At 73.8% G+C, this 26,051-nt stretch carries 21 protein-coding genes, 1 tRNA gene and 1 pseudogene; 13 read left to right on the top strand and 10 right to left on the bottom strand.

All coding sequences use genetic code 11. The features are described 5' to 3' along the window. Positions 1-108: pseudogene (locus tag ABZ495_RS17680) on the bottom strand (ABC transporter ATP-binding protein); the annotation flags it as partial. 393 nt (positions 109-501) lie between these two features. Here ABZ495_RS17680 and ABZ495_RS17685 point away from each other — a divergent pair. The 3 genes from ABZ495_RS17685 (at position 502) to ABZ495_RS17695 (ending at position 2,123) form a co-directional block, all read left to right on the top strand. Then, a tRNA-Leu gene (locus ABZ495_RS17685) sits at positions 502-583 on the top strand. 142 nt (positions 584-725) lie between these two features. Next, the gene (locus ABZ495_RS17690; protein ID WP_359806152.1) at positions 726-1,637 is read left to right on the top strand and encodes a Bax inhibitor-1/YccA family protein; all 912 of its coding nucleotides are present in this window, start codon (positions 726-728) and stop codon (positions 1,635-1,637) included. Between the two features lie 81 nt (positions 1,638-1,718). Beyond that, entirely contained in the window at positions 1,719-2,123 is a 405-nt protein-coding gene (locus ABZ495_RS17695) for a hypothetical protein (RefSeq protein ID WP_359806149.1), read from the top strand. A gap of 228 nt (positions 2,124-2,351) precedes the next feature. Here the strand turns inward: ABZ495_RS17695 and ABZ495_RS17700 are convergent, their stop codons facing one another. The 3 genes from ABZ495_RS17700 to ABZ495_RS17710 all read right to left on the bottom strand — a co-directional run bounded on the left by ABZ495_RS17700 (position 2,352) and on the right by ABZ495_RS17710 (position 6,024). Continuing rightward, positions 2,352-3,305 (bottom strand): hypothetical protein, encoded by a 954-nt coding sequence (locus ABZ495_RS17700; protein ID WP_359806147.1) that lies wholly within the window; start codon positions 3,303-3,305, stop codon positions 2,352-2,354. Between the two features lie 292 nt (positions 3,306-3,597). Continuing rightward, positions 3,598-4,818, bottom strand: a complete 1,221-nt coding sequence (locus ABZ495_RS17705; protein ID WP_359836702.1) for an acetyl-CoA C-acetyltransferase — start codon at positions 4,816-4,818, stop codon at positions 3,598-3,600. Positions 4,819-4,929: 111 nt separating this feature from the next. Next, positions 4,930-6,024 (bottom strand): SGNH/GDSL hydrolase family protein, encoded by a 1,095-nt coding sequence (locus ABZ495_RS17710; protein WP_359836704.1) that lies wholly within the window; start codon positions 6,022-6,024, stop codon positions 4,930-4,932. Between the two features lie 271 nt (positions 6,025-6,295). Here ABZ495_RS17710 and ABZ495_RS17715 point away from each other — a divergent pair, with 271 nt between their 5' ends. The 4 genes from ABZ495_RS17715 (at position 6,296) to ABZ495_RS17730 (ending at position 10,669) form a co-directional block, all read left to right on the top strand. After that, positions 6,296-7,696, top strand: coding sequence for a cystathionine beta-synthase (locus tag ABZ495_RS17715; protein ID WP_329489355.1), 1,401 nt, complete (start codon positions 6,296-6,298; stop codon positions 7,694-7,696). Between the two features lie 562 nt (positions 7,697-8,258). Further along, positions 8,259-8,597 carry a hypothetical protein gene (locus ABZ495_RS17720; RefSeq protein ID WP_359806138.1) on the top strand — a complete coding sequence of 113 codons (339 nt, stop codon included), beginning with the start codon at positions 8,259-8,261 and terminating at the stop codon, positions 8,595-8,597. 187 nt (positions 8,598-8,784) lie between these two features. Next, positions 8,785-10,071 (top strand): Ig-like domain-containing protein, encoded by a 1,287-nt coding sequence (locus ABZ495_RS17725; RefSeq protein ID WP_359836706.1) that lies wholly within the window; start codon positions 8,785-8,787, stop codon positions 10,069-10,071. Positions 10,072-10,177: 106 nt separating this feature from the next. Then, a complete protein-coding gene (locus tag ABZ495_RS17730) occupies positions 10,178-10,669 on the top strand; it encodes a DUF1203 domain-containing protein (protein WP_329489358.1) in 492 nt (163 codons plus the stop codon). Between the two features lie 18 nt (positions 10,670-10,687). Here the strand turns inward: ABZ495_RS17730 and msrA are convergent, their stop codons facing one another. Further along, entirely contained in the window at positions 10,688-11,353 is a 666-nt protein-coding gene (gene msrA / locus ABZ495_RS17735) for a peptide-methionine (S)-S-oxide reductase MsrA (RefSeq protein ID WP_359806160.1), read from the bottom strand. Positions 11,354-11,496: 143 nt separating this feature from the next. Here msrA and ABZ495_RS17740 point away from each other — a divergent pair, with 143 nt between their 5' ends. Then, entirely contained in the window at positions 11,497-12,651 is a 1,155-nt protein-coding gene (locus ABZ495_RS17740; RefSeq protein ID WP_329489359.1) for a cystathionine gamma-synthase, read from the top strand. Positions 12,652-12,657: 6 nt separating this feature from the next. Here the strand turns inward: ABZ495_RS17740 and ABZ495_RS17745 are convergent, their stop codons facing one another. Further along, positions 12,658-13,137: a MarR family transcriptional regulator gene (locus ABZ495_RS17745; protein WP_359806133.1), complete on the bottom strand. Its 480-nt coding sequence runs from the start codon at positions 13,135-13,137 to the stop codon at positions 12,658-12,660. 122 nt (positions 13,138-13,259) lie between these two features. Between ABZ495_RS17745 and ilvA the strand changes: the two genes are divergently transcribed. From ilvA to ABZ495_RS17760, 3 genes are all read left to right on the top strand, one after another. Next, positions 13,260-14,471: a threonine ammonia-lyase gene (ilvA, locus tag ABZ495_RS17750; protein WP_359806131.1), complete on the top strand. Its 1,212-nt coding sequence runs from the start codon at positions 13,260-13,262 to the stop codon at positions 14,469-14,471. Between the two features lie 170 nt (positions 14,472-14,641). Further along, the gene (locus tag ABZ495_RS17755; protein ID WP_359836708.1) at positions 14,642-15,712 is read left to right on the top strand and encodes an ATP-binding cassette domain-containing protein; all 1,071 of its coding nucleotides are present in this window, start codon (positions 14,642-14,644) and stop codon (positions 15,710-15,712) included. Between the two features lies 1 nt (position 15,713). Then, positions 15,714-16,571 carry an ABC transporter permease gene (locus tag ABZ495_RS17760; RefSeq protein ID WP_329489363.1) on the top strand — a complete coding sequence of 286 codons (858 nt, stop codon included), beginning with the start codon at positions 15,714-15,716 and terminating at the stop codon, positions 16,569-16,571. A gap of 86 nt (positions 16,572-16,657) precedes the next feature. Here the strand turns inward: ABZ495_RS17760 and greA are convergent, their stop codons facing one another. Together greA and ABZ495_RS17770 are read right to left on the bottom strand one after the other, a co-directional pair. Continuing rightward, entirely contained in the window at positions 16,658-17,158 is a 501-nt protein-coding gene (gene greA / locus ABZ495_RS17765) for a transcription elongation factor GreA (protein WP_329489364.1), read from the bottom strand. Positions 17,159-17,445: 287 nt separating this feature from the next. Further along, the gene (locus ABZ495_RS17770) at positions 17,446-17,859 is read right to left on the bottom strand and encodes a DUF4307 domain-containing protein (protein WP_352289884.1); all 414 of its coding nucleotides are present in this window, start codon (positions 17,857-17,859) and stop codon (positions 17,446-17,448) included. Positions 17,860-18,130: 271 nt separating this feature from the next. Here ABZ495_RS17770 and mca point away from each other — a divergent pair, with 271 nt between their 5' ends. Further along, complete coding sequence (gene mca / locus ABZ495_RS17775) at positions 18,131-19,036, top strand: mycothiol conjugate amidase Mca (protein WP_329489367.1); 906 nt, start codon at positions 18,131-18,133, stop codon at positions 19,034-19,036. Between the two features lie 49 nt (positions 19,037-19,085). Continuing rightward, on the top strand, positions 19,086-19,277 hold the full coding sequence (locus tag ABZ495_RS17780; protein ID WP_329489368.1) for a hypothetical protein: 192 nt from the start codon (positions 19,086-19,088) through the stop codon (positions 19,275-19,277). An 83-nt stretch (positions 19,278-19,360) separates the two neighbouring features. Here ABZ495_RS17780 and ABZ495_RS17785 read toward each other — a convergent pair whose 3' ends face one another. Both ABZ495_RS17785 and eccCa read right to left on the bottom strand, forming a co-directional pair. After that, positions 19,361-21,943 (bottom strand): hypothetical protein, encoded by a 2,583-nt coding sequence (locus tag ABZ495_RS17785; RefSeq protein ID WP_359836710.1) that lies wholly within the window; start codon positions 21,941-21,943, stop codon positions 19,361-19,363. Next, positions 21,940-25,875: a type VII secretion protein EccCa gene (gene eccCa / locus ABZ495_RS17790; protein WP_359836777.1), complete on the bottom strand. Its 3,936-nt coding sequence runs from the start codon at positions 25,873-25,875 to the stop codon at positions 21,940-21,942. Before eccCa ends, ABZ495_RS17785 begins: the two co-directional genes overlap by 4 nt. Between the last annotated feature and the right edge of the window lie 176 nt (positions 25,876-26,051).

Genomic DNA, 26,051 nt, shown 5'->3' on the forward strand with positions numbered 1-26,051 from the left:
GTCGAGCGCGACGACGCGGGTCTCCCCGTCCCCGTAGACCTTGTTGAGGCCGGTGGCGCGGGCGGCCGCCCGGCCGGTACGGACGGCGGTTGCGGTCGACGTGGTCACGGGGTGCTCCTTGGGGTCGGGCTGCGGACGGCGCCGGGGGTGCGGGACGGCTCCGGAGGGCCGGTCCGCGCAGGGGTTCGGCGGTATCTCCATGCTCGGCCACGTGGTCACGGCTTCTCGTCGCTCCGCCGGACGGTTGGCCTGACCACCGCTGGGCGTACGTCCGGAGAAAGCCCTCATCCTCGGGTATGACGTCAACCCTTACCTGATCCCGCTGGCCGGATAGCACGCTCGGATTGGCCAAATCACGAACTGTTCGTCAGATGGCAAGGAAACATGACAACTTCCCTGGCTGGGAACATGCGAAAGGGGGAGGCGGGCGACTAGGCTCGGGGATGGCCCGCACGGGGACGGAGCACCACCTCCGACTGTCGGCAGGGCAGGTCCTTGAAGGCCCGGATGGTGGAACGCAGACACGGGCAGCTTAAAACTGCTTGGCCGTGAGGCCGTGCCGGTTCGAGTCCGGCTCCGGGCACCGCTCGACCCGCGGGGACGCCACCGGGCGTCCCCGCCGGGCGCCGCTCCCCGGATCCTCCTTGCGGCGTATCCCTATTCTTTTGCCAACCCATTACCCTTGTGGTGCGGGCGGTGCAGTGCCGCCACGGAGGGAATGAGCAATGAGAAGCAGCAACCCGGTCTTCTCGCGGGAGGGGTCCTTCACCCGCGAGCCCGGCTACGCGGGTTTCGGTACCACGCAGGCCCCGCCGGCCGGGAACCCGTACGCCGCAGGCCCCACCGGCCCGAGCAGCCCGTACGGCGGCAACCCGTACGGCAACAACCCCTACGCCCAGCAGCCGCAGGGCCAGGGTCCGCTGACCGACGAGCAGCTGGTCGAGATGTACGGCGCGCCGTCCGCCGGCCCGCTGGACACCGGGCGGATGACGCTCGACGACGTCGTCGCACGCACCGCCATGACGTTGCTCACCCTGGTCGCCTTCGGCGCCCTGGCCTGGTTCGCGCTGCCGGACCGGAACTTCGGCCTGGCCATCGGCGCCTCGCTGATCGCCTTCGTGGTCGGCCTGGTGATCTCGTTCAAGCGCAGTGTCAGCCCGCCGCTGATCCTGCTCTACGCGGGCCTGGAGGGCTTCGCGCTCGGTGCCGTCACCAAGGCGCTCAACGCCGCCCTGCCGGGCATCGCGATCCAGGCGGTACTGGGCACGGCGGCGGTCTTCGCGGCGATGCTGATCGCCTACAAGACCGGCCGGATCCGGGTCACCCCGCGCTACACGCGGATCGGCATCGCGATCGCCATGGGCTTCGTGCTCCTGCTGCTGGTCAACGCGGTCGCGTCGATGTTCGGTGCGGAGATGGGGCTGCGCTCCGGCCCGCTGGGCATCGTGGTGGGCCTGGTCGGCATCGGCCTCGGCGCGTTCTTCCTCTCGCTGGACTTCGCGGCCATCGAGCAGGCCATCGCCCAGGGCGCCCCGCAGAAGGAGTCCTGGCGGGCCGCCTTCGGGCTCACCCTGTCGCTGGTCTGGATCTACATCGAGATGCTGCGGCTGATCGCGATCCTGCGCGGCGACGACTGATCACCGCGCCCCCCGCGCACTGCCGCCGGGCCCCGGAGCCTTCCGCTCCGGGGCCCGGCGGCTTTCGTCTAGGCTCGCGCCATGCCTGAAGCAGCCTCCCTCGCCGAAGCCGTCGACGCCCTGGCGGACCGTTTCCGCTCGATGCCGCAGAGCCGGCTGCTGGGAGCCGTCCCCGGCCACCCCTCCCGGGCCGCCGCCGCGCTGGCGCTGGCCGGCCGGCTGGCGGCGGCGGCGCAGGCCGCCGAGGGGGCGGCGGACGGCGCCGGCGGGCCGGCCGTGCCGCCGCGCGAGTTCCCGGACGCCGGTGCCTTCGCGGCCGGCGACCAGCTGGCCGTCGCCGGGCACGACCTGGCGGCGGCCCTGACGGCCCTGCCGGCCCAGGCGCTGGTGCCGCTCCCGGAGCCGCTGGGCGGGCCCGCGGCGGCCCCGGTGGTGCTCGCCCGGGCCCTGGCCGAGGTGGCCGCCACGGCCGCGCTCTGCGGCTGAGCCCGGGCCCGGCGGAAGCGGCCCGGCGGATGGCCGGAGCGGCGGCCCGGTACGAGGGCCTGGTACGAGGGCCCGGTACGAGGGCCCGGTGGGCGGCCGCTGCGGGCCGCCGGCGGGAAACGGCGGACGGGAACGCCGAGGGCCGACCGGATCGGTAACCCCTTGATCCGGTCGGCCCTCGGGTGAACGTCGGCCGCGGCTGTCGCGGCCGCGTCCGCGCGCGTGGTGTCAGATGCTGGCGACCACCCGGTCGGCGAGCACGTAGACGGCGTCGTCGTCGGTGGAGAAGGTCAGCGAGTACGAGCCGGAGAACCGCGAGCCCCCGAGCAGCCGGACGTCCTCGCCGGCCCGGACGGCGTCGATCAGCCGGTACGCGGCCTCCCGGTCGCCGGGGGCGACGCAGAGCGTGGTGCCGTCGGCGAAGGCGTACACGTCCAGCGTGCCGAGCGGGCCCGGGCGGACGTCCGTCAGCGCCACGCCCTCCTCGGCGAGGGTGGCCAGCCGGGTGTCGGTCCACTCGCGGGACGGCGCCTGGCTGGGCACGAAGTCCGGGTGCGAGGGGTGGCGGCGCGGGTCGGGGGCGGGCGCGGGCGCCTCCTCGACCATCGGCTCGGCGTCCAGCAGTCCGGCCTCCAGGCCGGTGGCCAGCAGGTCGGCCTCGCGGCGGGCCCGGGCGTCGCCGCCGCCCTCGGCGACCGGGACCCCCGCGGGGTGCCCCGGGCGCAGCGGGGCGCCGCCGTCGGTCCCGGGCGCGTCGGGCGCGGCGCCGCCCTCGTTGATCAGGTCCTCCAGCGCCGACCGCAGCGCCTCACCGAACTCCGGGTCCATGGTGCCCGCGTTGTCGGCGGCCTCCTGCGGACCGGTCGGCCGGGGGAAGAAGAGCGGCCACTCGTCGGTGGAGCCGAGCACGCCGGCGAAGGGGGAGTCGAACAGTGGCGCGTCCTCGGCCGCGCGGGCCTCCTGCTCGGCCCAGAAGGCGCGGGCCTCGGTGATCTCCCGCTCGCGGTCGGCGGCGAGTGCCTCGGCGACGGCGCGGCGGATCGCGGCCTCGTCGACCGGTGCGGGCGTGGCGGTGGCCGCGGCCCGGGCGTCCAGCCGGCGGGAGAGCCCGCGGAGGTGGACCAGCACGGCGGTCGTCACGGCGATCAGTATCAGCAGGAGGAGGGTGTAGACGGCGCTCACGGAACGTACTCCTAGGGAGGAGTGGAACGGGGTTACCTCTCCACACTGCCCCATACGGGGCTGTTACCGCAGTGGCGAATGTCTAATTTGCCCGGGACTTTCGCTCTTGTCCCCAAATTGTTAGGTAACACCGTTCTACGCAGCGGAGTTGATCCGCTCCGCACTGTCGATTTCCGGGCCCGATTCGAAAGAAAAGAGGGCCGGATCGACCTCGCGGTGTGATCCGGCCCTCAATTACTGTGCGTCACTCCAAATGGGTGGTCTGGACCCTTCGGGGTTGACGCCAGGGGGTTCAGCTGAGTCGCTCGACGACCATCGCCATGCCCTGGCCGCCACCGACGCACATGGTCTCCAGGCCGAACTGCTTGTCGTGCCACTGGAGGGAGTTGATCAGGGTGGTGGTGATGCGGGCGCCGGTCATGCCGAAGGGGTGGCCGACGGCGATGGCGCCGCCGTTGACGTTCAGGCGGTCGAGGTCGACGCCCAGGTCCCGGTAGGAGGGGATGACCTGGGCGGCGAAGGCCTCGTTGATCTCGACGAGGTCGATGTCGCCGATGGTGAGGCCGGCCCGGCGCAGTGCCTGCTTGGAGGCCTCGACGGGGCCGTAGCCCATGATCTCGGGGGAGAGGGCGCTGACGCCGGTGGAGACGACGCGGGCGAGGGGGGTGATGCCGAGTTCGCGGGCCTTGGTGTCGGACATGATGACGAGGGCGGCGGCGCCGTCGTTGAGGGGGCAGCAGTTACCGGCGGTCACGGTGCCGTCGGGGCGGAAGACGGGCTTGAGGCCGGAGACGGCTTCGAGGGTGACGCCGGCGCGGGGACCGTCGTCGGTGGAGACCACGGTGCCGTCGGGGAGGGTGACGGGGGTGATCTCGCGCTCCCAGAAGCCGGACTTGATGGCGGCCTCGGCGAGGTTCTGGGAGCGGACGCCGAAGGCGTCCTGGTCGGCGCGGGTGACGCCCTTGAGGGCGGCGAGGTTCTCGGCGGTCTGGCCCATCGCGATGTAGGCGTCGGGGACGAGGCCGTCCTCACGGGGGTCGTGCCACTCCCCACCGCCCTGCTCGGCGCGCTGGGCGGTGCGGGCCTGGGCGTCGTCGAAGAGCGGGTTCATGGTGCCGGGCATGCCGTCGGAGGTGCCGTTGACGCTGCGGGAGACGGTCTCGACGCCGGCGGAGATGAAGACGTCGCCCTCGCCGGCCTTGATGGCGTGCAGTGCCATCCGGGTGGTCTGCAGCGAGGAGGAGCAGTACCGGGTGACGGTGGTGCCGGGGAGGTAGTCCATGCCCATCTGGACGGCGACGATCCGGGCGAGGTTGTGGCCCTGCTCGCCGCCGGGCAGGCCGCAGCCGAGCATCAGGTCGTCGATGTCGCGGGGGTCGAGCTGGGGGACCTTGGCGAGGGCGGTGGCGATGACGTGGGCGGTCAGGTCGTCGGGGCGGACGTCCTTGAGGGAGCCCTTGAAAGCCCGGCCGATCGGCGAACGGGTGGCGCTGACGATGACGGCTTCGGGCATGACGGGCTCCTCGCTGAGTGACCTTCGGGCGGTGGGGTGTCCGGGTGGCGGTCCGACGGGAACGACCGGGTGCGCGGGGGACGCCCGGGAGGAAAGTTACCGTCTGGTAGATCAGGCGTCACCCGCCCCGGCGTGTGAGCTGGCCGACGTGTTCCCGCGGTCGGGCCCGGCGGCCGGGGCCGACCGCCCGGCGGGCCCCTCGGCGGCCCAGGTGCCCGGCAGGCCGACTCGCAGCCGGTGGCGCAGCAGGGCCCAGCGCCGGCCCGCGCCCTCCGCGCCGACGGCGGCCACCTCGGTGCCGGAGCGGCCCGCCGCGGCGGCCGCGGCCACCGCCACCGGCAGCACCGTCTCGCCCGGCACGGCTCCGGCCGGCCGCTCGTCCTCGGGCCAGAGGCCCAGCACCGCGCAGAGCGAGGGCAGCACGGCCATCGCGGCCGTCGCGTACCCCTGGGCCGACGGGTGGTAGCGGTCGGCGGCGAACATCTCCGGCCGGGCCGCGAACTCCGGCCCGAGCAGTGAGCCCAGCGAGACCGTCCGGCCGCCGGCCTCCACCACGGCGATGGTCTGCGCCGCCGCCAGCTGCCGGCTGACCCGCCGGGCCACCCAGCGCAGCGGCGGCCGGACCGGCTTGATGGTGCCGAGGTCCGGGCAGGTGCCGACCACCACCTCGCAGCCGTTGGCGCGCAGCGCGGCGACCGCCTCGCCGAGGTGGCGCACCGCGAGCTGGGCCGGGCTGTGCCGGGTCACGTCGTTGGCGCCCACCATGATCACGGCGATGTCGGGGCGGTGCGGCAGGGCGAGCTCCAGCTGGCCGGAGAGGTCGGCGGAGCGTCCGCCGGAGCGGGCCACGTTGACCAGCCGGACCGGCCGCTCGGCCACCGACGCCAGGCCGGCGGCCAGCAGCGCGCCCGGGGTGTCGCGGGCGCGCAGCACCCCGAGGCCGGCGGCGGTGGAGTCGCCGAGGAAGGCGAGCACCAGGGGCGGCTGGCCGGTGCTGCCGGCGTCGGCGAAGGCCTCGCCGTAGACGCCGTCGGCCCGGGGCGGGTCGCCCTCCAGGACGCCGATGGCCTGCACGGCCAGCTTGCTCTCGGTCAGCAGCACGCCGACCAGGCCGACGCCCAGCAGGCCGAGCCCGCCGCCGCCGTACGCCGCCGCGGTGGCGATGCGGCGGGCCACCCGGGCCCGCGACTCCTGTGCCCCTGGCATCCGGTGCCCCCTTCGCGTCCTCGTGCCGCCCCCAGTCGGAGCCGCCACTCGCGTTGCCTGTACACCTCCTACCCGTCCTCGGCCGTGCGCTATCGACGGGACTGGGCCATCCGTGGGCGCACCGCGCGGGCGGCGGTCGGGCGGTGGTCCGGAAGGGGGCCGCGTGGGGGCGGGGCGCAGGTGCGACGCAGGGGAGGGCCGGGGCCGGTGGCACGGCCTAGGCTTTGCAGTACCGAAAGCACTCGCATGCCCACAGACCGGGAGGACCCCCGTGCGGTACCACAACTCGATCATCGACCTGGTCGGCAATACGCCCTTGGTCAAGCTCAACAAGGTCACCGACGGCATCAGCGCGACAGTGCTGGCGAAGGTCGAGTACTTCAACCCCGGCGGTTCCGTGAAGGACCGGATCGCGATGCGCATGATCGAGGCCGCCGAGGCCTCGGGCGCGCTGAAGCCCGGCGGCACGATCGTGGAGCCGACCTCCGGCAACACCGGTGTCGGCCTGGCGATCGTGGCCCAGCAGAAGGGCTACAAGTGCATCTTCGTCTGTCCGGACAAGGTGTCCACCGACAAGATCAACACGCTGCGCGCGTACGGCGCCGAGGTGGTCGTCTGTCCGACCGCCGTCGCCCCGGAGCACCCGGACTCCTACTACAACGTCTCGGACCGGCTGGTCCGTGAGACGCCGAACGCCTGGAAGCCGGACCAGTACTCCAACCCGGACAACCCGGCCTCGCACTACCACTCCACCGGTCCGGAGCTGTGGGAGCAGACCGAGGGGCGGATCACCCACTTCGTGGCCGGCGTCGGCACCGGCGGCACCATCTCCGGCACCGGCAACTACCTGAAGGAGGTCTCCGGCGGCAAGGTCAAGGTCGTCGGCGCCGACCCGGAGGGTTCGGTCTACTCGGGCGGCACCGGCCGGCCGTACCTGGTCGAGGGGGTCGGTGAGGACTTCTGGCCGACCGCCTACGACCGTGGCGTCGCGGACGAGATCGTCGCCGTGTCCGACAAGGACTCGTTCCAGATGACCCGCCGGCTGGCCAAGGAGGAGGGCCTGCTGGTCGGCGGCTCCTGCGGGATGGCCGTGGTGGCCGCGCTGGAGGTGGCCGAGCGGCTGGGCCCGGACGACGTCGTGGTGGTGCTGCTGCCGGACGGCGGCCGTGGCTACCTGTCGAAGATCTTCAACGACGACTGGATGGCCGACTACGGCTTCCTGCCCTCGGCCACCGACGAGGCGCACATCGCCGAGGTGCTGGCCCGCAAGGACGCCATCGAGCACGAGGGCATCCCGCAGTTCGTCCACATGCACCCCAACGAGACCGTCGCCGAGGCGGTCCGGGTGCTGCGCGAGTACGGCGTCTCGCAGATGCCGGTGGTCTCCCCGGGGGCCGGCCACCCCGACATCATGGCCGGTGAGGTGATCGGCTCGGTCGCCGAGAAGCTGCTCCTGGAGGGCGTCTTCGCGAACGAGATCCAGCTGGACGACACACTGGACAAGGTGATGTCCAAGCCGCTGCCCGTGGTCGGTTCGGGCGAGACCGTCACCAACCTGATGACGGTGCTGGAGAAGGCCGACGCGGCCGTGGTGCTGGTGGAGGGCAAGCCGCAGGGCATCGTCACCCGCCAGGACCTGCTGGGCTTCCTGGCCGCCCGCAGCTCGCACTGACGGCGGCTCATCGAGGCCGCCCGCCCAAGCGGCTGAGGGCTCGTCCGGGGGCGAAGTGGTACACCGGCGTCACCTGCGCGCAGCACGCGCTTAACACGCGTCGGGCATCGTTGAGGTCAACGGCAAGACGCCGAACGAGGCGACGACAACCGTCCGGGAGCGGCTCCCCGGTGGTCGTGGTCGTCTCCGGACACGTCGGACGGCCCTGACCCGGCCGGCCGTGTCCTGCCCTTCGTGCCCGGTTGCGGGCGCGGAGGGGCCCACCGCGGGGGGCGTCGTCGTCCCGCCCCTGTCCGGCTCCGGCCGGTCATCAGGGTGCGGCGGCTCCCGCGGTCGTCACCGCGCCGTTTCGGCGCGTCTCCGCGGCTCCCGGGTGGGGGAGCCCCGGCGGAGACGGCAGGGCCGGTCCCTCCTCGGAGGGGCCGGCCCTTCCCGTGCGTCCGCCCGTCCCGTGGGCCGCTCGCCGCCGTGCCCGCGGGCGCCCCGGCCGGGAACCGCCGCCCCCCGCCCCTCGGAGCCGGTGTGCCTTCGGGCCGGAGCGGTTTCCCGTACGCTCGCACGCATGACCAGCACTGACACGACCGGCCAGGACGAACCGCGCTACGTCCGGCTCAGCATCGAGCTCATCGCCGAGATCACCGACGAGGGGGCGCTCAAGGCGGCGGCCCTGCAGCAGGTGACGGACGACGAGTACCTCGACGACGAGGAGCGCGCCCAGTCCGTCGAGGCCATCGAGGTGGACCCGTCGGGTTCGCTCGCGCACTTCATCGACCCGGTCGCCCTGCTCGGCGACGTCCCGGGCGTCGAGCTCGCCTCGGCGACCTGGGAGTCCGCGCAGACCGAGTTCGACGCCGAGGGGGAGGGCTGGGACGAGTACACGGTGGACGAGCCCGCCGAGTAGTCCTCACCGACTTTCGTCACGGCCCGCGAGTGCCCGGTCTGCTTTCGCAGACCGGGCATTTTGTCCATATTTGGCAGGAAGTTGAGTAGTCTCATACGATCGCCACTCGTCGGTGATGGAACCGTGAAAGGGCGGATTGCGTTTCTCTATCCGTAATGCCCGGGATGATCAGCAGGGAGAAGGCGACGTGACGGCACGGGACGGGCAGGGTCGGGCGGCCGGCGGGAACTGGAGCCGGCGCGGTGTGCTGGCGGGTCTGATCGGCGCGCCGGTCCTGCTGCTGGCGGCGTGCAACGACAGCAAGGGCGACGGCGGGAGCGCCGCCGGCCCGGGCAGCGGATCCTCGGGCGGCGGCGCCACGGGCAGCGGCCCCGCGAGCGCGAGCAGCGCGCCGAAGACCTCCGTGGCCGTCATCACCGTCACCCCCGCCGACGGCTCCACCGCCGCCAGCTTCAGTGAGCCGGTCCGGGTCACCGTCACGGGCGGCACTCTCGGCTCTGTCAAGGTCACCGACTCGACCGGCAAGGCGCTGACCGGGGAGCTCTCCTCGGACGGCACCGGCTGGACGTCCGCCGCCGCGCCCGCCAGCGGGACCAAGTACACCGTCACCGCCTCGGCCACCGACAAGGACAAGCTGGAGGCGGACGCCAACGCCGTCTTCACCACGGCCACCCCGGCCAACACCTTCGTCGGCTACTTCACCCCCGAGGACGGCTCGGTCGTCGGCGTCGGCATGCCGGTCTCGATCAACTTCAGCAAGCCGGTGACCGACCGCAAGGCCGTCCAGCAGGCGATCACCGTGACAGCCGAGCCCGGCGTCGAGATCGTCGGGCACTGGTTCTCCAGCACCCGCCTGGACTTCCGGCCGCAGGAGTACTGGGCCAAGGGCACCAAGGTCACCGTGCGGCTCCGGCTCAAGGACGTCCAGGCCGCCAAGGGCGTCTACGGCACCCAGTCCAAGGACGTCCGCTTCACCATCGGCCGCGCACAGACCAGCGTTGCCGACCTCGCCGCCAAGAAGCTCACCGTCACCACCGACGGCCAGGTCAGCGCCGTCTACCCGATCTCCGGCGGCTCGCCGGAGTACCGCACCTGGGGCGGCAAGATGGTCATCTCGGAGCAGTACCAGCAGACCCGGATGAACTCGCAGACCGTCGGCCTCGGCAGCGAGTACGACATCGCCGACGTGCCGCACGCCCAGCGCCTGACCACCTCCGGCACCTTCATCCACGGCAACTACTGGTCCCCGGCGTCGATCTTCGGCAGCCAGAACACCAGCCACGGCTGCGTCGGCCTGAAGGACGCCAAGGGCGGCCAGGACCAGGGCCTGGACGGCTACAAGTTCTACAAGAGCTCGATGATCGGCGACGTCGTCGAGGTCGTGAACTCCGGCGACAAGACCGTCGAGCCCTCCAACGGCCTGAACGGCTGGAACCTGGGCTGGGCCGCCTGGAAGGCCGGCAGCGCGGTCTGAGGCCCCGGGCGGGCCGCCGCGGGCGCCGCGGGGCGGTCCGGGGCCGTCGAACGCGACGGCCGAAACCCGCCGGACACCGGGCGGTCCGGGCGGCAGGCTGGGCGGCATGAGCGATCCCACCGCACCCGCCCCGGCCGTCCGCCCGATCGAGCCGGCCGTCCACCTCGCCCTGCTGGAACGCGACGACGCGGGGCGCCCGCCGGTCCGGTCGGTGGACCGGACCGGCGGTGCCCCGCTGCGCTGCTGCCTCACCCGGGCGCTGCCCGGCGACCGGATCGCGCTGGTCGGCTACGCGCCGCTGCGCCGCTGGGCCGCCGAGACCGGCGCCGACCCGGGCCCGTACGACGAGGTCGGCCCGGTCTTCCTGCACGACCACGCCTGCGCCGGAGCGGGCCCGGCCTGGCCGGCCGGGTACCACCTGGGCGCGCGGGTGCTACGGGCCTACGACCGGCACGGCCACATCCTGGGCGGGGTGCCCGTCACCCCCGACACCGCCGAGGCGGCCGCCGCGGAGCTGCTCGCCGACCCCGAGGTGGCCGTGGTGCACGTCCGCGCCGTGGAGTTCGGCTGCTTCCAGCACGAAGTCCGCCGGGCCTGAGGCCCGGCGCCGGGCGGGTCAGTCGCCGGTGCGGGCCACGCCGATCGGGCAGCTGGCGCCGGTGCCGCCGAGGCCGCAGTAGCCGTTCGGGTTCTTGGCGTCGGACAGGTACTGCTGGTGGTACGGCTCGGCCGGGTAGAACGGGCCCGCCGGGGCGATCTCGGTGGTGATCGGCCCCAGGCCGATCGCCGTCAGCGCCGGCTGGAACGCCTCGCGGCTCGCGGCCACCGTCGCGGCCTGGGCCGGGGAGTGGGTGTAGACGGCGGACCGGTACTGGGTGCCGACGTCATTGCCCTGCCGGTTGCCCTGGGTCGGGTCGTGCGCCTCCCAGAAGGTCTTCAGCAGCCGCTCGTACGAGACGACCGCCGGGTCGAAGACCACCCGGACCGCCTCGGTGTGCCCCGTCCGGCCGCTGCACACCTCCTCGTACGTGGGGTTGGGGGTGTGGCCGCCCTGGTAGCCGACCAGGGTCGTCCAGACGCCGGGCAGCCGCCAGAACGTGCGCTCGGCGCCCCAGAAGCAGCCCAGCCCGAAGTCGGCCACCTCCAGCCCGGCCGGGTACGGGCCGGTGAGCGGGTTGCCGAGCACGGTGTGCGGCTCGCGCAGGGTGAAGCCCGGCGTCTCCCGGCCGGGCAGCGCCTGGTCGGCGGGGACGAGCGAGGTCTTGTCGCGGTTGAACAGCACGGCCTGCTCCAGCTGGGTCGGGAACCGTTGTGCAGCTTTCAACGCTCACGGCCGCCGCCGGATTCCGGGCAGCCCCGGCGCTTTCCGGACGGCGGCGACCCTTCCGGGAGGCGCCCCGGCATTCGCCCACTACGCTCGTTGTCATGACCGAGCACCAGCTTCCCCAGGGCTTCGAGACCCTCGCCATCCACGCGGGTCAGGAAGCAGACCCCCAGACCGGGGCCGTCGTCACGCCGATCTACCAGGTGTCCACCTACAAGCAGGACGGGGTGGGCGGCCTCCGGGGCGGCTACGAGTACAGCCGTAGCGCCAACCCGACCCGGACCGCGCTGGAGGAGTGCCTCGCGGCACTGGAGGGCGGCTCCCGCGGCCTGGCCTTCGCCTCCGGCCTGGCCGCCGAGGACACCCTGCTGCGCACCATCCTCAAGCCGGGCGACCACATCGTGATCCCCAACGACGCCTACGGCGGCACCTTCCGGCTCTTCGCCAAGGTCCTGACCCGCTGGGGCGTCGAGTTCTCCGTCGCGAACTTCCAGGACCTGGCGACCGTCCGCGAGGCGCTGCGCCCCAACACCCGCGCGGTCTGGGTGGAGACCCCGTCCAACCCGCTGCTGGGCATCACCGACCTGACCGCGCTCGCCGAGGTCGCGCACGGCGCCGGCGCGCTCCTGGTGGTCGACAACACCTTCGCCAGCCCGTACCTGCAGCAGCCGATCGCGCTCGGCGCGGACGCCGTCGTGCACTCCACCACCAAGTACATGGGCGGCCACTCGGACGTCGTGGGCGGTGCGCTGGTGCTGGCCGAGGCGGGCCTCGGCGAGGAGGTCGCCTACCACCAGAACGCGATGGGCGCCGTCTCCGGTCCGTTCGACGCCTGGCTGGTGCTGCGCGGCATCAAGACGCTCGGCGTCCGGATGGACCGGCACAGCTCGAACGCGGAGAAGGTCGCCGAGCTGCTGGCGGGCCACCCCAAGGTGAGCCAGGTGCTCTACCCGGGCCTGCCCGAGCACCCCGGCCACGACATCGCCGCCAAGCAGATGAAGGCGTTCGGCGGCATGGTCTCGTTCCGCGTCAACGGCGGCGAGGAGGCGGCGGTCGAGGTCTGCAACCGCACGCAGCTCTTCACCCTCGGCGAGTCGCTGGGCGGCGTCGAGTCGCTGATCGAGCACCCGGGCCGGATGACCCACGCCTCGGTGGCCGGTTCGGCCCTGGAGGTGCCCGCCGACCTGGTGCGCGTCTCGGTCGGCATCGAGTCGATCGACGACCTGCTGGCCGACCTCCAGCAGGCCCTCGGCTGACGGTGCCTAGCCGCCCTGCCGGCCCGCCGTGTACGACTCCATGGAGTGGTTGAAGCGGGCCAGCAGGGCGCAGAACGCGCGCTGTTCCTCGGGCGCCCAGTCGGCCACCAGTCGGCGGGCCAACTCGGCCCGCCCGGCACGGACTTCGGCCAGCCGACGGGCACCGATCGGGGAGAGTGCGAGCCGTACGGCACGGCGGTCGGCCGGGTCCTGGACCCGGCCGACCAGCCCGGCCGCGACCAGTGGGGCGACCTGCCGGGTGACGGTGGAGGAGTCGACGCCCAGGGCGTCGGCCAGGGCCTTGACGTTGGCGGGTCCGTGCCGCTCCAGCCGGTCGAGCAGCAGATAGGCGGCCCGGTCCAGTACGCCCACCCCGTCGGAGCTGCGGACCTGTTCCATGCGCCGGGCGAACACCGCCAGCTGGTACTGGAGTTGGGCGTGCAGGGGGTCGGTGCGGTCGGTGGCCTGGGGCGAGGTCGTCGTCATCGCGGCTCACGATCGTCGTGCGGTGAGGGAGGCTCAGGACCAGCAGCGTACGCGGGCCGGGCGGGCCCGGGAACAGTGCCGACATCCCGGGTTGGCACTCCCGCCCGCCGTAGGCTGGCGCCATGCACAGCTGGCCGATCACCATCGACGATGTCCGCGGCGCCCAGAAGATGCTCGCCGGGGTCGCCCGGGTGACACCGATGGAGGGCAGTCGGCACCTGTCCGCGCTGATCGGCGCGCCGGTCCACCTGAAGTGCGAGAACCTCCAGCGCACCGGTTCGTTCAAGCTGCGCGGGGCGTACGTGCGGATCGCGGGGCTCTCGCCGGTCCAGCGGGCCGGCGGGGTGGTCGCGGCGAGCGCCGGGAACCACGCCCAGGGCGTGGCGCTGGCGGCCGCGCTGCTCGGGGTCCGCTCGACGGTCTTCATGCCGGTGGCCGCGCCGCTGCCCAAGGTCGCGGCGACCCGCGAGTACGGCGCCGAGGTCCGGCTGTCCGGTGCCACGGTGGACGAGGCGCTGCGGGCCGCGCAGCGCTACTCGGAGGCGACCGGCGCGGTCTTCATCCACCCCTTCGACCACTGGGACGTGGTCACCGGGCAGGCCACCGTCGGCCTGGAGATCCTGGAGCAGTGCCCGGAGGTGCGCACCATCCTGGTCGGGGTGGGTGGCGGCGGGCTGCTGGCCGGGATCGCGGCGGCGGTGAAGCCGATCCGCCCGGACGTGCGGGTGATCGGGGTGCAGGCGGCCGCCGCGGCCGCGTACCCGCCCTCGCTGGCGGCGGGTAGGCCGGTGACGCTGGAGCGCTACGCCACCATGGCGGACGGGATCATGGTCGGCCGGCCCGGGGACATCCCGTTCGAGGTGATCAACGCCCTGGCGGACGGTGTGCGGACGGTCTCCGAGGACTCCCTCTCGCGGGCCCTGCTGCTCGGCCTGGAGCGACTGAAGCTGGTGGTGGAACCGGCCGGGGCGAGCCCGGTGGCGGCCCTGCTGGAACAGCCGGAGTCCTTCGAGGGCCCGGTGGTGGCGGTGCTCTCGGGCGGCAACATCGACCCGCAGCTGATGCAGCGGGTGCTGCGGCACGGCCTGGCGGCGGCCGGGCGCTACCTGTCGCTGAGGGTGCGGCTGGCGGACCGGCCGGGCGCGCTGGCGGACCTGCTCGGGGTGCTCACCCGGGTGGACGCGAACGTGCTGGACGTGGCGCACGTGCGGATCGACCCGCAGCTCGGGCTGACCGAGGTCGAGGTGGACCTCCATCTGGAGACCAAGGGGCCCGAGCACTGCGCGGTGGTGGTCGGGGAGCTGCGCGAAGCCGGGTACGTCGTCTCGCACTGAGCGAGCGCGCCCGGCGCCGGGTGCTTCCGGGCCCCTCGGAGCGACGGCCGAGTCGCCCGCCCGGCGAGGACCGAGTCGCCCGCCCGCCCGCATTCGGGGCAGAGTGGGACAGACCACTGGAATTCGCCCAAGCGACAGCGCCCCTATCGTCCGAGGAGATGAGGCAGGCCATGGCGCCAGCCATCCAAGCCGAGAACCTGGTGAAGACCTTCGGTGACGTACGAGCCCTGGACGGCGTCAGCCTCGACGTCCCCGAGGGCACGGTGCTGGGGCTGCTCGGCCCGAACGGAGCCGGCAAGACCACCACCGTGCGCGTCCTCACCACCCTGCTCCGGCCGGATTCCGGCCGTGCGGTGGTCGCCGGGGTCGACGTCCTCAAACACCCCAACCAGGTGCGCAGCCTGATCGGCCTCTCCGGCCAGTACGCCGCCGTCGACGAGTACCTCACCGGGTTCGAGAACCTGCAGATGGTCGGCGAGCTGTACCAGATGACCGGCCGGGCGGCGAAGGCCCGGGCGCTGGAGCTGCTGGAGTGGTTCAACCTCTCCGAGGCCAGGGACCGCACCGCCAAGACCTACTCCGGCGGCATGCGGCGCCGGCTCGACCTGGCCGCCGCGCTGGTCGTCCGGCCGCCGGTGATGTTCCTGGACGAGCCGACCACCGGACTCGACCCGCGCAACCGGCTGGCCCTCTGGGAGGTCATCGAGACCCTGGTCGAGCAGGGCACCACCCTGCTGCTCACCACCCAGTACCTGGAGGAGGCGGACCGCCTCGCCCACGACATCGCCGTGGTCGACCACGGCCGGGTGATCGCCCGCGGCACCGCCGACCAGCTCAAGGCGCAGATCGGCGGCGAGCGGATCGAGGTCGTGGTGCACCGCGCCGACCTCGTCGCCGAGGCCGTCGAGGCGCTGTCCGAGTACGCCAAGGGCGATCCGGCGGTGGAGAAGAACACCCGCCGGATCACCGTGCCGGTCAGTGGCGGCGCGCGAGTGCTCGCCGACGCCATCCGCGAGCTGGACGCCCGCTCCATCGAGATCGACGACATCGGCCTGCGCCGCCCGACCCTGGACGACGTCTTCCTCTCGCTCACCGGCCACGTCACGGCGGCCGAGGACGAGGAGGGCGGCGCCGCCGGCAAGGGCCGGGGCAAGGGGCACGGCGGGCACGGCGGGGGCCGGGCCGGCGAGGACGGCCAGGACCCGGACCAGCAGGCCGTCCCCGCCGGAAAGGAACGGTGAGATGACCACTGCCACCGAGCACGCCATCGGCGGGGCGGTACCCAAGCAGCGCCGGGGCGCGGCGGCCACCCTGCACGACTCCTGGGTGGTCGCCCGGCGCAACCTGCGCCGGATGACCCGGATCCCCGAGATCGTGGTCTTCGGACTGATGCAGCCCGTGATGTTCGTGCTGCTGTTCTCCTACGTCATGGGCGGGGCGATCCAGATCCCCGGGACGCAGGCCAGCTCCGACTCGTACATCCAGTTCCTGATGGCCGGCATCTTCGCCCAGACGGTCACCTTCGCGACGGCCGGTGCCTCCGCCGGCATCGCGGAGGACATGACCAAGGGGCTGGTCGACCGCTTCCGCTCGCTTCCGATGGCCCGCTCGGCGGTGCTGGTCGGCCGGACCCTGGCCGACCTCTGCCAGACCGCCTTCACCCTGGTGGTGCTGGCGGTGGTGGCGCTGCTGGTCGGCTGGCGGATCCACGAGGGGGTGCCGAAGGCGCTCGCCGCGTTCGGGCTGCTGCTCCTGCTCGGCTACGCGTTCTCCTGGATCGGCGCGCTGATCGGCCTCTCGGTCCGCAGTCCCGAGGCGGCCACCTCGGCCGGGCTGATCTGGCTCTTCCCGCTGACCTTCATCTCCAACGCCTTCGTGCCGATCAGCTCGATGCCGGGCTGGTTGCAGGGGATCGCCTACTGGAACCCGTTCAGCGCCACCGTGCAGGCCTGCCGCAACCTGTTCGGCAACCAGGTCGGGCCGGTGGACAGCGCCTGGCCGATGCAGCACGCGGAGCTGATGTCGGTGCTCTGGTCGGTGCTGATCACCGCCGTCTTCTCCTGGCTGTCGGTGCGCAAGTACCGCTCGGCCTCGGGCTGAGCCCGGTCCGGCGGCCGGCCGCCGGGATGCCGCGAGGGCGGCCGTGGACCTCGTCCACGGCCGCCCTCGGCGTCAGGTGCGGGGGATCAGCCGTTGTGCGGCTTGGCGTCGGTGACGGTGACCGAGGCGGCCTTGCCGTTCGGCAGCTCGTACGTCGCCTCGTCGCCGACCTTCTTGCCGTCGATGGCGCGGCCCAGCGGCGACTGCGGGGAGTACACGTCGAGGTCGTCGCTGCCGGCCATCTCGCGCGAGCCGAGCAGGAAGGTCATGGTGTCGTCCTCGTCGCCGTCGAAGGCGACCGTGACGACCATGCCGGGGGCCACCACGCCGGAGTCCGCGGGGGCCTCGCCGACCTTGGCGCGCTCCAGGAGCTGGGTGAGCTGGCGGATCCGCAGCTCGTACTTGCCCTGCTCCTCCTTGGCCGCGTGGTAACCGGCGTTCTCCTTGAGGTCACCCTCCTCGCGCGCCGCCTCGATCTTCTGCGCGATCTCGATGCGCCAGGGGCCGCTCAGATGCTCCAGCTCGGCCTTGAGCTGGTCGTAGCCGGACTGAGTGAGCCAGGTCACGTTCTCGCTGGTCTGGGTCACGGGTGCTCCTCGTAGGTGCTGGGGCTGTGCTGAGGGTGTGAGTCGTCAGCAGGGTGGCGGTGGAGATATCGGTCGTAACTACAAAGCAACGCCCGCTCCCGTACCTCTCGGTGCGGAAGGGGCGAAACCACGAGCCTAACAACTCCGGCCGACAAGCGGGAGAGTCGTCGGCGCGTCATTGACGACAGCATTGCGCCGAGATGTACAGGACCGGTGTGCGGGACATCCTGACGGATTCCCGCTCTTCCGATCGAATATGCGCCCGGGCGGGTCGCGATCGACGGCCGCTACTTCGCCGGCGTGCATCCCAGCAGCTCGGCGGTGGTGCCGCGGGCGGTGGTCCGCAGGCTGACCACGGCGTCGTAGTCGCCGCCGGCGGCCGGTACGGGGAAGTCGGCCACCCCGACCACCGCGCCGTTCTCGCCCTGCGAGCGGACGGTGCAGCTGCCCGCCGTGCCGTCGCTCTTGCGCACCGCCAGGTGCAGCTGCACCTCGGTGTCCGAGACGGCCTGGAAGGAGGGGACGCTGCCGTTGATGGTGGTCTCGCGGATCAGGTACGAGCCGCCCAGCCAGGCCACCAGGCCCAGCCCCAGCACGCCGCAGACCGCACCCGCCACCTTGAGGCGGCGGTCGGACTCGCGGTCGCCGCGCCGGCCGTAGCGCCCCTCGGGCAGCTGCGGGGTGGTGGTGCCTGCGCTCATCGGGCTCAGTCCTCTCCGGGAGGTACCCCCCGCGGTGGTGCCGGGGGAATGCGACGCTCCTCCAGTCCGTCACTATAGGAGGGGCACGCCCGCGGCCGGTCCGGCGGGGGCGCTGCTCGGCCGTGTCGGCGTCGTGCCGGCGGCGTGGTGAGGTCCTGCCGCGGCGCTCCCGGCGGCGGGCCCGCGGTGACGCGGCCCGAACCGAGCGGCTCGGACGGTGGGCAGACCGGACTTCGCGGAAGGCCCAGACATTGTGGAAGGAACGCACGCGTTGACTGAGCAGTTGCGACTGATGGCGGTGCACGCCCACCCGGACGACGAGTCCAGCAAGGGCGCTGCCACCATGGCCATGTACGTCGACCAGGGGGTGGATGTGCTGGTGGCCACCTGCACCGGGGGGGAACGCGGGTCGGTCCTCAATCCGAAGCTGCAGGGCAAGCCGGAGATCGAGGAGAACATCCACGAGGTCCGGCGCAAGGAGATGGACGAGGCGCGCCGGATCCTCGGGGTCCGGCAGGCCTGGCTGGGCTTCGTCGACTCGGGCCTGCCCGAGGGCGACCCGCTGCCCCCGCTGCCCGAGGGGTGCTTCGCCCTGAAGGACGTCGCGGAGGCGGCCGAGCCGCTGGTCCGGCTGATCCGCGAGTTCAAGCCGCAGGTCATCACGACCTACGACGAGAACGGCGGCTACCCGCACCCGGACCACATCATGACCCACAAGATCACCATGCTGGCCTTCGACGCCGCCGGTGACCCGGACGCCTACCCGGAGTCCGGTGAGCCCTGGCAGCCGCTGAAGGTCTACTACAACCACGGCTTCCCGATGGGCCGGATCCGCGAGCTGCACGCGTACCTCACCGAGCACGGCCACGAGTCGCCGTACGGCGAGTGGATCGAGGGCTGGGAGAAGAGCGGCCGCAAGGAGCGCGAGATCACCACCCGGGTCCGCTGCGACGACTGGTTCGAGACCAGGGACCGCGCGCTGATCGCGCACGCCACCCAGATCGACCCGGACGGGCCGTGGTTCCGCGTCCCGCTGGAGGTCCAGCGCGAGGTCTGGCCGACCGAGGACTACGAGCTGGCCCGGACCCTGATCGACGTCGACCTGCCGGAGGACGACCTGTTCGCCGGCCTGCGCACCCCCACCCTGGCCGCCGAGGCCACCGACACGCGCGACTGAACCACCCCCCGATGGCCCGGCTCCCCGTGAGCCGGGCCACCATAGAGATATGAGTGCCCCCGTGAACCTCACCCACCTCGCCGCCGAGCTCGCCCTCGACGAGACCAAGGTGACCCCCGGACTGCTGGGCTTCGTCGTCTTCGCCGCCCTCGGCGTGGCCACCTGGTTCCTGGTCAAGTCGATGAACAAGCAGTTCAAGCGCGTCGACTTCGTCGAGGAGCCGGAGGCTCCGAAGGAGTGAGGGCCGCCCCCTCCACGCGCGCGATGCGCGAGGACGGGGGCATGCCGAACCATCTCGCGGACGCGACTGCCGCCCCGCGTGCCTCACCCGACGGCGACTCCCGGCGTCAGACGGAGCCGCTCCGGGCGGGCCGGCGGGCGCAGCCGCGCGGGCGGCAGCAGCTCGCGGCGGTCCTGCCACGCCAGCAGCCGGGTCCGGGCCTGCGCGTCGTGCTCCTCGGCCGCCGCGTCCGCGGCGGGGCCGGTCGCGGCAGGGCCGGGGGCCGCTTCGCGCAGCAGCACCCGGACCGGGCGGTCCTCGCCGCCGGGCAGGACATCCAGGACACGGAAGCGCGAGCCGGGCGGGAAGACCACCTCCGGGTCGCCGTCGTCGGCGATCACGGACGTCCGGCGGCCGGTGGCCGACCAGACGAGGAACTCCGTCGACGTCCCCGGGGCGAGGTCGGCCTCCGGAGTCCCGACGACCGGAGCGGGCTCCGTCAGCAGCGCCCCCCGCACGTAGAGGCGCAGCACCTCTTCGCCCGCGTCCGCGCCCAGCAGCACGGCGCCCCGGTGGTTGGGCAGCCGGCGCAGCCCGGAACCCAGGCACGCCAGGTACAGCTCCAGCGGTCCCGGTCCGCCGGGCCGGCGCGCCGCGGCCACCAACTCGGCGCGGGACGCGGGGATCCCGGTGTCGGCGTGGTGCAGGTACACGGCCGCGAGGTCGTCCTTCAGGTCGTCGCGGGGCTGTGAACGCAGCGCCGGCAGCCGCAGGGCGACCTGCTCGGCCTGGCTGGCGTAGCGGTGGAAGTGCGGGCCGAGCAGGGCCCGGAAGGCGGCCCGTTCGGCAGCGGTGGACGGCCGCCCCGAGCTGAAGGCGCCGTCCGGCGCGATGAGCCGGGGCACGGCGGGGACCTCGGCCGTGTCCTCGTCGTCGCCGTCGCCCGCGCCGCCCGGTGCGGTCGTGGGCTCGGCGGCGTGGTCGGTGGTGGTGGGCAGGATGACGGTGGGTTCGGTGTCCGGCCCGGGGGAGCCGGTGGACTCCGGGCCCGTCTCCGCGGGCACGAGCGCCGGTCCGGCCTCCGGGCCGGTGGCGTCCGTGCCGTCCGGGCCCTGCCCGGCGGGGTCGGGTGCGGGGGAGGGGCCGGTGGACGTGGCGGTCGGCACCGGCGGGGCCGGGAGGCCGGCACCGGTGGCGGGTTCGGTCGCGGGTGCGGCCGTGGGCGCGGTCAAGGGGGCGGGCGCGCGGGTGGGGCCGTTCAGGAGCAGTCCCGGTACCGCCGCGCCCGGGACGGTGAGGGCCGTCAGCAGGCCGTCCACCACAGCGAGCACCTCCGCCGGCACCGTCCGGTCGGCCGAGCCGACGATGAGCAGGGGGCGGTCCGGCCCGGGGTCGAGCAGCCGCGGGCCGTGGTCCGGCGGCGGGTCGTCGGGGCGCAGCCACAGGCCGGCCGGCACCGCCTCCAGGCGCCAGCCCGCCACCGGCGCGGGGTAGAGCGCGGGGCCGTCGGGCGGGGTGCCGTCGGGCAGGGGGCGCCAGGCGGAGGCGACCACGCGGCCCCGCTCGGGTGAGGCGGTCAGCTCGGTCAGCCACGGCTCCCAGCCGGGCGTGCCGTCGGCGGCCAGGACGCGGGCGGAGCAGCCGTCCGCGGTGCGCATCGGCAGGCCGACGGCGGCCCGGACGTCGCGGCCCAGCTCGGCCGCGAGGGCGGCGGTCAGCGCGACCAGCGCCGCGGTGGCCGCCCAGGGCGCGCTCACCAGCAGCTCGGCCGGAGCGGGCCGGACCCGGGCCAGCCGTTCGGCGACCCCGGCGGCCGCGGGCAGGGGCGCGCCGGGGTGGCCGACGACCAGGACCAGGGTGCCCGGCGCCGCCGTGGCGAGGTCCAACGGGCCGGAACGGACATCGGGGGCGGACTGGCCGTGGAGCCAGTAGCCGCCCGGCAGCTCGGTCACCAGCGGGCCCCCGCCGAGCGGGTCGCGCTCGGCGCCCGCCATCGGCGCCGGGGCAGGCGGAGGTGCCTGAGGGGCCGTCGCGGCCGGTACGGGTGTGCCGGCTGCCGGTACGGCGGGGGCGGACGCCGCCCGAGGGGCCGGCCCGGCGCTCCCGGGCCGCGGTGTCCGAGGCTCCGCCGGGTCTGCCGCCCACGCCCGGGCGGCCGTCACGTCCGCCGTCTCCGGCAGCGGCCACACCGGCCCGAGCCGGCGGGCCGGGCCGGCCGGAGTGAACAGCCACCAGGAAGCCGGCGATCCCGGCCCGGCCCCGTCGGCCAGCAGGGTCCCGTCGGGCCGCAGGGTGACGACGCCGTCCGGGGCGACGATGCCGGTGGCGGCCAGTTCGGCGATCCGCTGGGCGGGCCGTCTGCCGTCCGGCTGGGCGGTGGCCAGGCCGGAGGCCGCCAGGACCAGGATCCCGGCCCGCCGGACGGCCGCGGTGCGCGCCAGCTCCGCCAGGCTCGCGAGCAGGACGGGCTGCGCGTCGGCGGCCGCCGCCAGCACCGTCACGGTCCCGACCACGGGCGGCAGTGCGGCGAGCGCGGCAGCGAGTTCGGCGGGCAGCGCTGGCGCCGCCGCGGCCCCGTGCGCGGCGCCGGGTGCGATGACGAAGTGCGGACCCGCCTCGTGCAGCACCGCGGGGGCCGGGGCGTCGCGGTGACGGGTCAGCCAGCGCCGCACCGGCGCGGCGCTCACTGCTGCGCCCCTGCGTCCTCGTCGACGGCGGCGGTCTGCACCTGCACCGTGCGGCGCCGGGTGATGTGCAGGGCCCGCCCGGGCGGGAGGGCGCGGGGCTTGGTGTTGCCGAACAGGAAGCCCTCGCTCGGCGGGCAGGACAGCAGCACCGCCGGGGTGTTGACCTCCTCCAGCTTGCGCAGGAGCTGGTCCGAGGAGGCCCGTCCGATGCCGTTGGCGCTGCGCGCCACGATCAGGTGCAGGCCCAGCTCGACACCCTGCGCCAGGTAGTCCAGCAGCGGTGCGAACGGGTGGGCGGACATCCCGCCGGGGGAGCCGGCGACCAGCTCGTAGTCGTCGACCAGGATGAACAGCTCCGGGCCCTCCCACCAGTCCCGCAGCCGCAGCCGTTCCGGCGGGATGTCCACGCCGGGCAGCCGGTTGGCCATCGCCCGCGCCGCGCCGTCGACGATCTGACGCAGCGCGTCCACGGCGACCGCGTGCCCGAGCCGGTACTCCTGCGGTACCGCGCCCTGCAGCACCCGGCGGTAGTCGACCAGCATGATCCGCGCCTGGTCGGGGCGGTAGGCGCTGGTGATGCCGGCCGCCACCAGTTTCAGGAGGTTCGTCTTGCCCGACTCGCTGTCACCGACCACCACCAGGTGCGGCGTCTCCTCGAAGTCGTGCCACAGCGTGTCCATCGAGACGTCCTGGAGCCCCAGCGGGACGCGCAGTCGGCCCTCGGGGGCGGGCAGCGCGGAGGCGGGCAGCTGCAGCGGCAGCATCCGGACCTCGGGCGCGCGCGCCCCCGTCCAGTGCTCCGCCACGGCGTCGACCAGGTCCGCCACCCCGTCGCCGAGGTCGTCGGTGCTGCCGGTGCCGTCCATCCGGGGCAGCGCGGTGAGGAAGTGCAGTTCCTCGGCGGTCAGACCCCGGCCGGGGAGCTTGGGGACCGTCGCGGCGACCCGCATGCCGATCGCGGAGTCGACGGGATCACCGAGCCGCAGCTCGAACCGGGTGCCCAGCAGGTCGCGCAGCGCGCCGGTGACCTCGCCCCAGCGGGTGGTGCCCACGATCAGGTGGATGCCGTAGTTGAGGCCGCGCTGGGCGATCAGGGTCAGCGCCGGCGCGAGGTCGGGGAACTCCTGGCGCACGGTGTTCCAGCCGTCGATCACCAGGAAGACGTCGCCGTGCGCCTCTTGCGGCAGCTGACCTGCCGCCAGCATCCGGCGGAAGGCCGCCACCGAGTCGATGCCGAGCTCGGCGAAGCGCTGCTCGCGCCGCGCGAGGATCGCGTTGACCTCCGCGACCGTGCGCACCACCCGCTCGGGGTCGTGCCGACCGGTGACCCCGCCCACGTGCGGCAGACCGCGCAGCGCGGAGAGCGTGCCGCCGCCGAAGTCCAGGCAGTAGAACTGCACTTCGCGCGGGGTGTGGGTGAGGGCGAGCGCCGTCATCAGGGCCCGCAGCAGGGTGGACTTGCCGCTCTGCGGACCACCCGCGATCCCCACATGGCCGTCGGCCCCCGAGAGGTCGGCGGTGAGCAGGTCGCGCACCTGGTGGAAGGGCCGGTCGACGACGCCGACCGGAACGCTCAGGGTGCCGCGGCCCGTACCGCCCTCGGTGGTCAGCCCGTACTCCGGGTGCGGCGCCAGCGGCGGCAGCAGCTCGTCCAGGGTGGGCGGCACCCCCAGCGGCGGCAGCCACACCTGGTGCGCCGGCGGTCCCGCGTCCAGCAGCTTGTCGGCCGCGATGGCGAGCAAGGTGCCACCGTCCTGCGCCTCCTCCACCCGCGGCTCCTCCGGCACCGCGACGGGCTGACGCGGCGCCACGTACCCGGTGCCGTAGACGGCGACCTGCCCGGCCGCAGCCTGCTGGCGCGCGGCCGCGGGGCGCGGCGCCCGGTAGGGGCCGGAGACGTACGCGGCCTTGAACCGGGTCAGGGTGGCGATGTCGCTGCGCAGGAAACCGTTGCCGGGCTGGGAGGGCAGGTGGTAGGCGTCCGGTACCCCCAGCACGCCCCGGCTCTCCATCGCCGAGAACGTCCGCAGTCCGACCCGGTACGACAGGTGCGACTCCAGCGCGTGCATCCGGCCCTCGTCCAGACGCTGCGAGGCCAGCAGCAGGTGCACGCCCAGCGAGCGGCCCAGGCGGCCGATCATGACGAACAGATCCATGAAGTCGCGGTGCGCGGCCAGCAGTTCACTGAACTCGTCGACCACGACGAACAGCGTCGGCAGCGGCTCCAGATCGGTCCCGCCCGCCCGCGCGGTCTCGTAGTCCAGCAGCGAACTGTAGTTGCCCGCCGCCCGCAGCAGCTCCTGGCGGCGCACCAGCTCCCCGTGCAGCGCGTCGCGCATCCGGTCCACCAGCGCCGCCTCGTCGGCCAGGTTGGTGATCACCGCCGAGGTGTGCGGCAGCCGGTCCAGACCCAGGAACGTCGCGCCGCCCTTGAAGTCGACCAGCACGAAGTTCAGCACCTCCGAGGAGTGCGTCAGGGCCAACGCCAGCACCAGCGTGCGCAGCAGCTCCGACTTGCCCGACCCGGTGGCCCCGATCAGCATCCCGTGCGGGCCCATGCCGCCCTGCGCCGACTCCTTGATGTCCAGCTCCACCGGCGTGCCGTCCGCGGCGATGCCCAGCGGCACCCGCAACCGGTCGGCGATCCCGCGCCGCGCCCAGTTCTGCGCCACGTCGTGCCGGTGCAGGTTCCGGATGCCCAGCAGCGACGCCAGGTCGAAATCACCCGCCAACGGCTCCCCGGCCTCCAGCTGGTCCCCGAGCCGGTAGGGCGCCATCAGCGCGGCCAGCCGCCGCGCCGCCGGCAACGACAACGCGTCGGGCCGCCCCAGCTCGGTCACCTCGTCACGGTGGTTGCGGTCCGCGCCGACCATCGCCAGCCGGCCCTCCTCGATCCGCAGCCGCAGCCGGTGCCGCAGTGGCTTCCACTCCAGCGCCTCACCCAGGTCCAGCAGCACCGCGTTGCGCCACCCCGCCAGCGCCGCCCGGCTGCCGGGACCGGCCGGTGCACCGTCCAGCACGATCACCGTGAACGGCTCGTCCCGGCCCGGCTGCGCCTCCGGCTCCCACGGCCCGCGCGCCGCGAACTCCTCGCCCATGACCTGCTCCAGCTCCGCGACCGACCCCGCCACCAGCCGCACCGGCCCCAGCGCGTCGGTGTCCACCGGGTGCAGCGCGTGCGGCAGCCACTTCGCCCACTCCCACTGCTCCCGGTGCTCCGCGTCCGCCACCACCGCGATCCGCAGCTCGTCCGGCGCGTGGAACAGCGCCAGCTGCGCCAGCATCGCCCGCGCCAGTGCCTGCGCCGCCGCCCGGTCGTCACCGCGCAGCAGCACCTGGGCGTACCCGCGCACGTACACCGCGATCGGCTGGTCCGCGACCGTGCCGTAGGCGTGGATGAACCGCCGCAGCGCGTGCGCGCACAACGGCTCCAGGTCCTCCACCGGCTTGGTCGACAGCGGCGCCAGCCGCACCGCCAGCCGCTGGTGCCCCACCCCGACCCGCACGTCACCGAAGTCCGGGTGCGTGCCGCGCCGCTCCCACAGCCGCGAGGTGCGGATCAGCGACGCCACCGCCCCCGGCGCCGGGTGCCGCCAGGCCGCCGCCTCCTGCTGACGCACGGTGTGCCCGCGCACCTGCCTGCGCATCTGTGACAGGTACCGCAGGTAGTCCCGCCGCTCGGCCCGCAGCTCCCGCTTGCGGTCGCTGGAACCGCGGATCAGCTGCGTCACCAGCATGCCCACCGCCGACAGGCCCATCATGCCCATCGCCACGTAGCCGAGCACCCCGCCGCCCTCACCCGGGCGCAGGAACACGAACACCATCGACAGCGAACTCAGCGCCATCGGCGCCATCGAGATCACGCTCGACATGCCGCTCTGCGACTCCGGCAGGACCGGCGGCTCCTGCAACTGGATCTCGCCGTCGGGCATCGCCGGACCGGGACGCCGCGGCGGACGGTCGACCAGCACCACACTCAACGAAAGCGCTCCTCGCACCAGGGGACGGCCCGCACCGTGCGCCGTCGCCCGGGACGCACACCGTCCACCCGGACCACGGCCACCACCCCGCCCCCGGTTCACCCCGCCCGGCCCGCTCCCGCCCGCGG

It is taken from the genome of Kitasatospora sp. NPDC005748 (assembly GCF_040630735.1).
In the GTDB taxonomy this organism is placed as follows: Bacteria; Actinomycetota; Actinomycetes; order Streptomycetales; family Streptomycetaceae; genus Kitasatospora.

Coding starts and splice junctions, on each gene's coding strand:
- ABZ495_RS17730 (WP_329489358.1), top strand. CDS start 10,178: ATGAGCGATCCCACCGCACCCGCCCCGGCCGTCCGCCCGATCGAGCCG.
- ABZ495_RS17755 (WP_359836708.1), top strand. CDS start 14,642: ATGGCGCCAGCCATCCAAGCCGAGAACCTGGTGAAGACCTTCGGTGAC.
- ABZ495_RS17720 (WP_359806138.1), top strand. CDS start 8,259: ATGACCAGCACTGACACGACCGGCCAGGACGAACCGCGCTACGTCCGG.
- ilvA (WP_359806131.1), top strand. CDS start 13,260: ATGCACAGCTGGCCGATCACCATCGACGATGTCCGCGGCGCCCAGAAG.
- ABZ495_RS17690 (WP_359806152.1), top strand. CDS start 726: ATGAGAAGCAGCAACCCGGTCTTCTCGCGGGAGGGGTCCTTCACCCGC.
- ABZ495_RS17780 (WP_329489368.1), top strand. CDS start 19,086: ATGAGTGCCCCCGTGAACCTCACCCACCTCGCCGCCGAGCTCGCCCTC.
- eccCa (WP_359836777.1), bottom strand. CDS start 25,875: ATGCCCGACGGCGAGATCCAGTTGCAGGAGCCGCCGGTCCTGCCGGAG.
- ABZ495_RS17705 (WP_359836702.1), bottom strand. CDS start 4,818: ATGCCCGAAGCCGTCATCGTCAGCGCCACCCGTTCGCCGATCGGCCGG.
- ABZ495_RS17770 (WP_352289884.1), bottom strand. CDS start 17,859: ATGAGCGCAGGCACCACCACCCCGCAGCTGCCCGAGGGGCGCTACGGC.
- ABZ495_RS17710 (WP_359836704.1), bottom strand. CDS start 6,024: ATGCCAGGGGCACAGGAGTCGCGGGCCCGGGTGGCCCGCCGCATCGCC.
- ABZ495_RS17695 (WP_359806149.1), top strand. CDS start 1,719: ATGCCTGAAGCAGCCTCCCTCGCCGAAGCCGTCGACGCCCTGGCGGAC.
- ABZ495_RS17745 (WP_359806133.1), bottom strand. CDS start 13,137: ATGACGACGACCTCGCCCCAGGCCACCGACCGCACCGACCCCCTGCAC.
- ABZ495_RS17760 (WP_329489363.1), top strand. CDS start 15,714: ATGACCACTGCCACCGAGCACGCCATCGGCGGGGCGGTACCCAAGCAG.
- ABZ495_RS17740 (WP_329489359.1), top strand. CDS start 11,497: ATGACCGAGCACCAGCTTCCCCAGGGCTTCGAGACCCTCGCCATCCAC.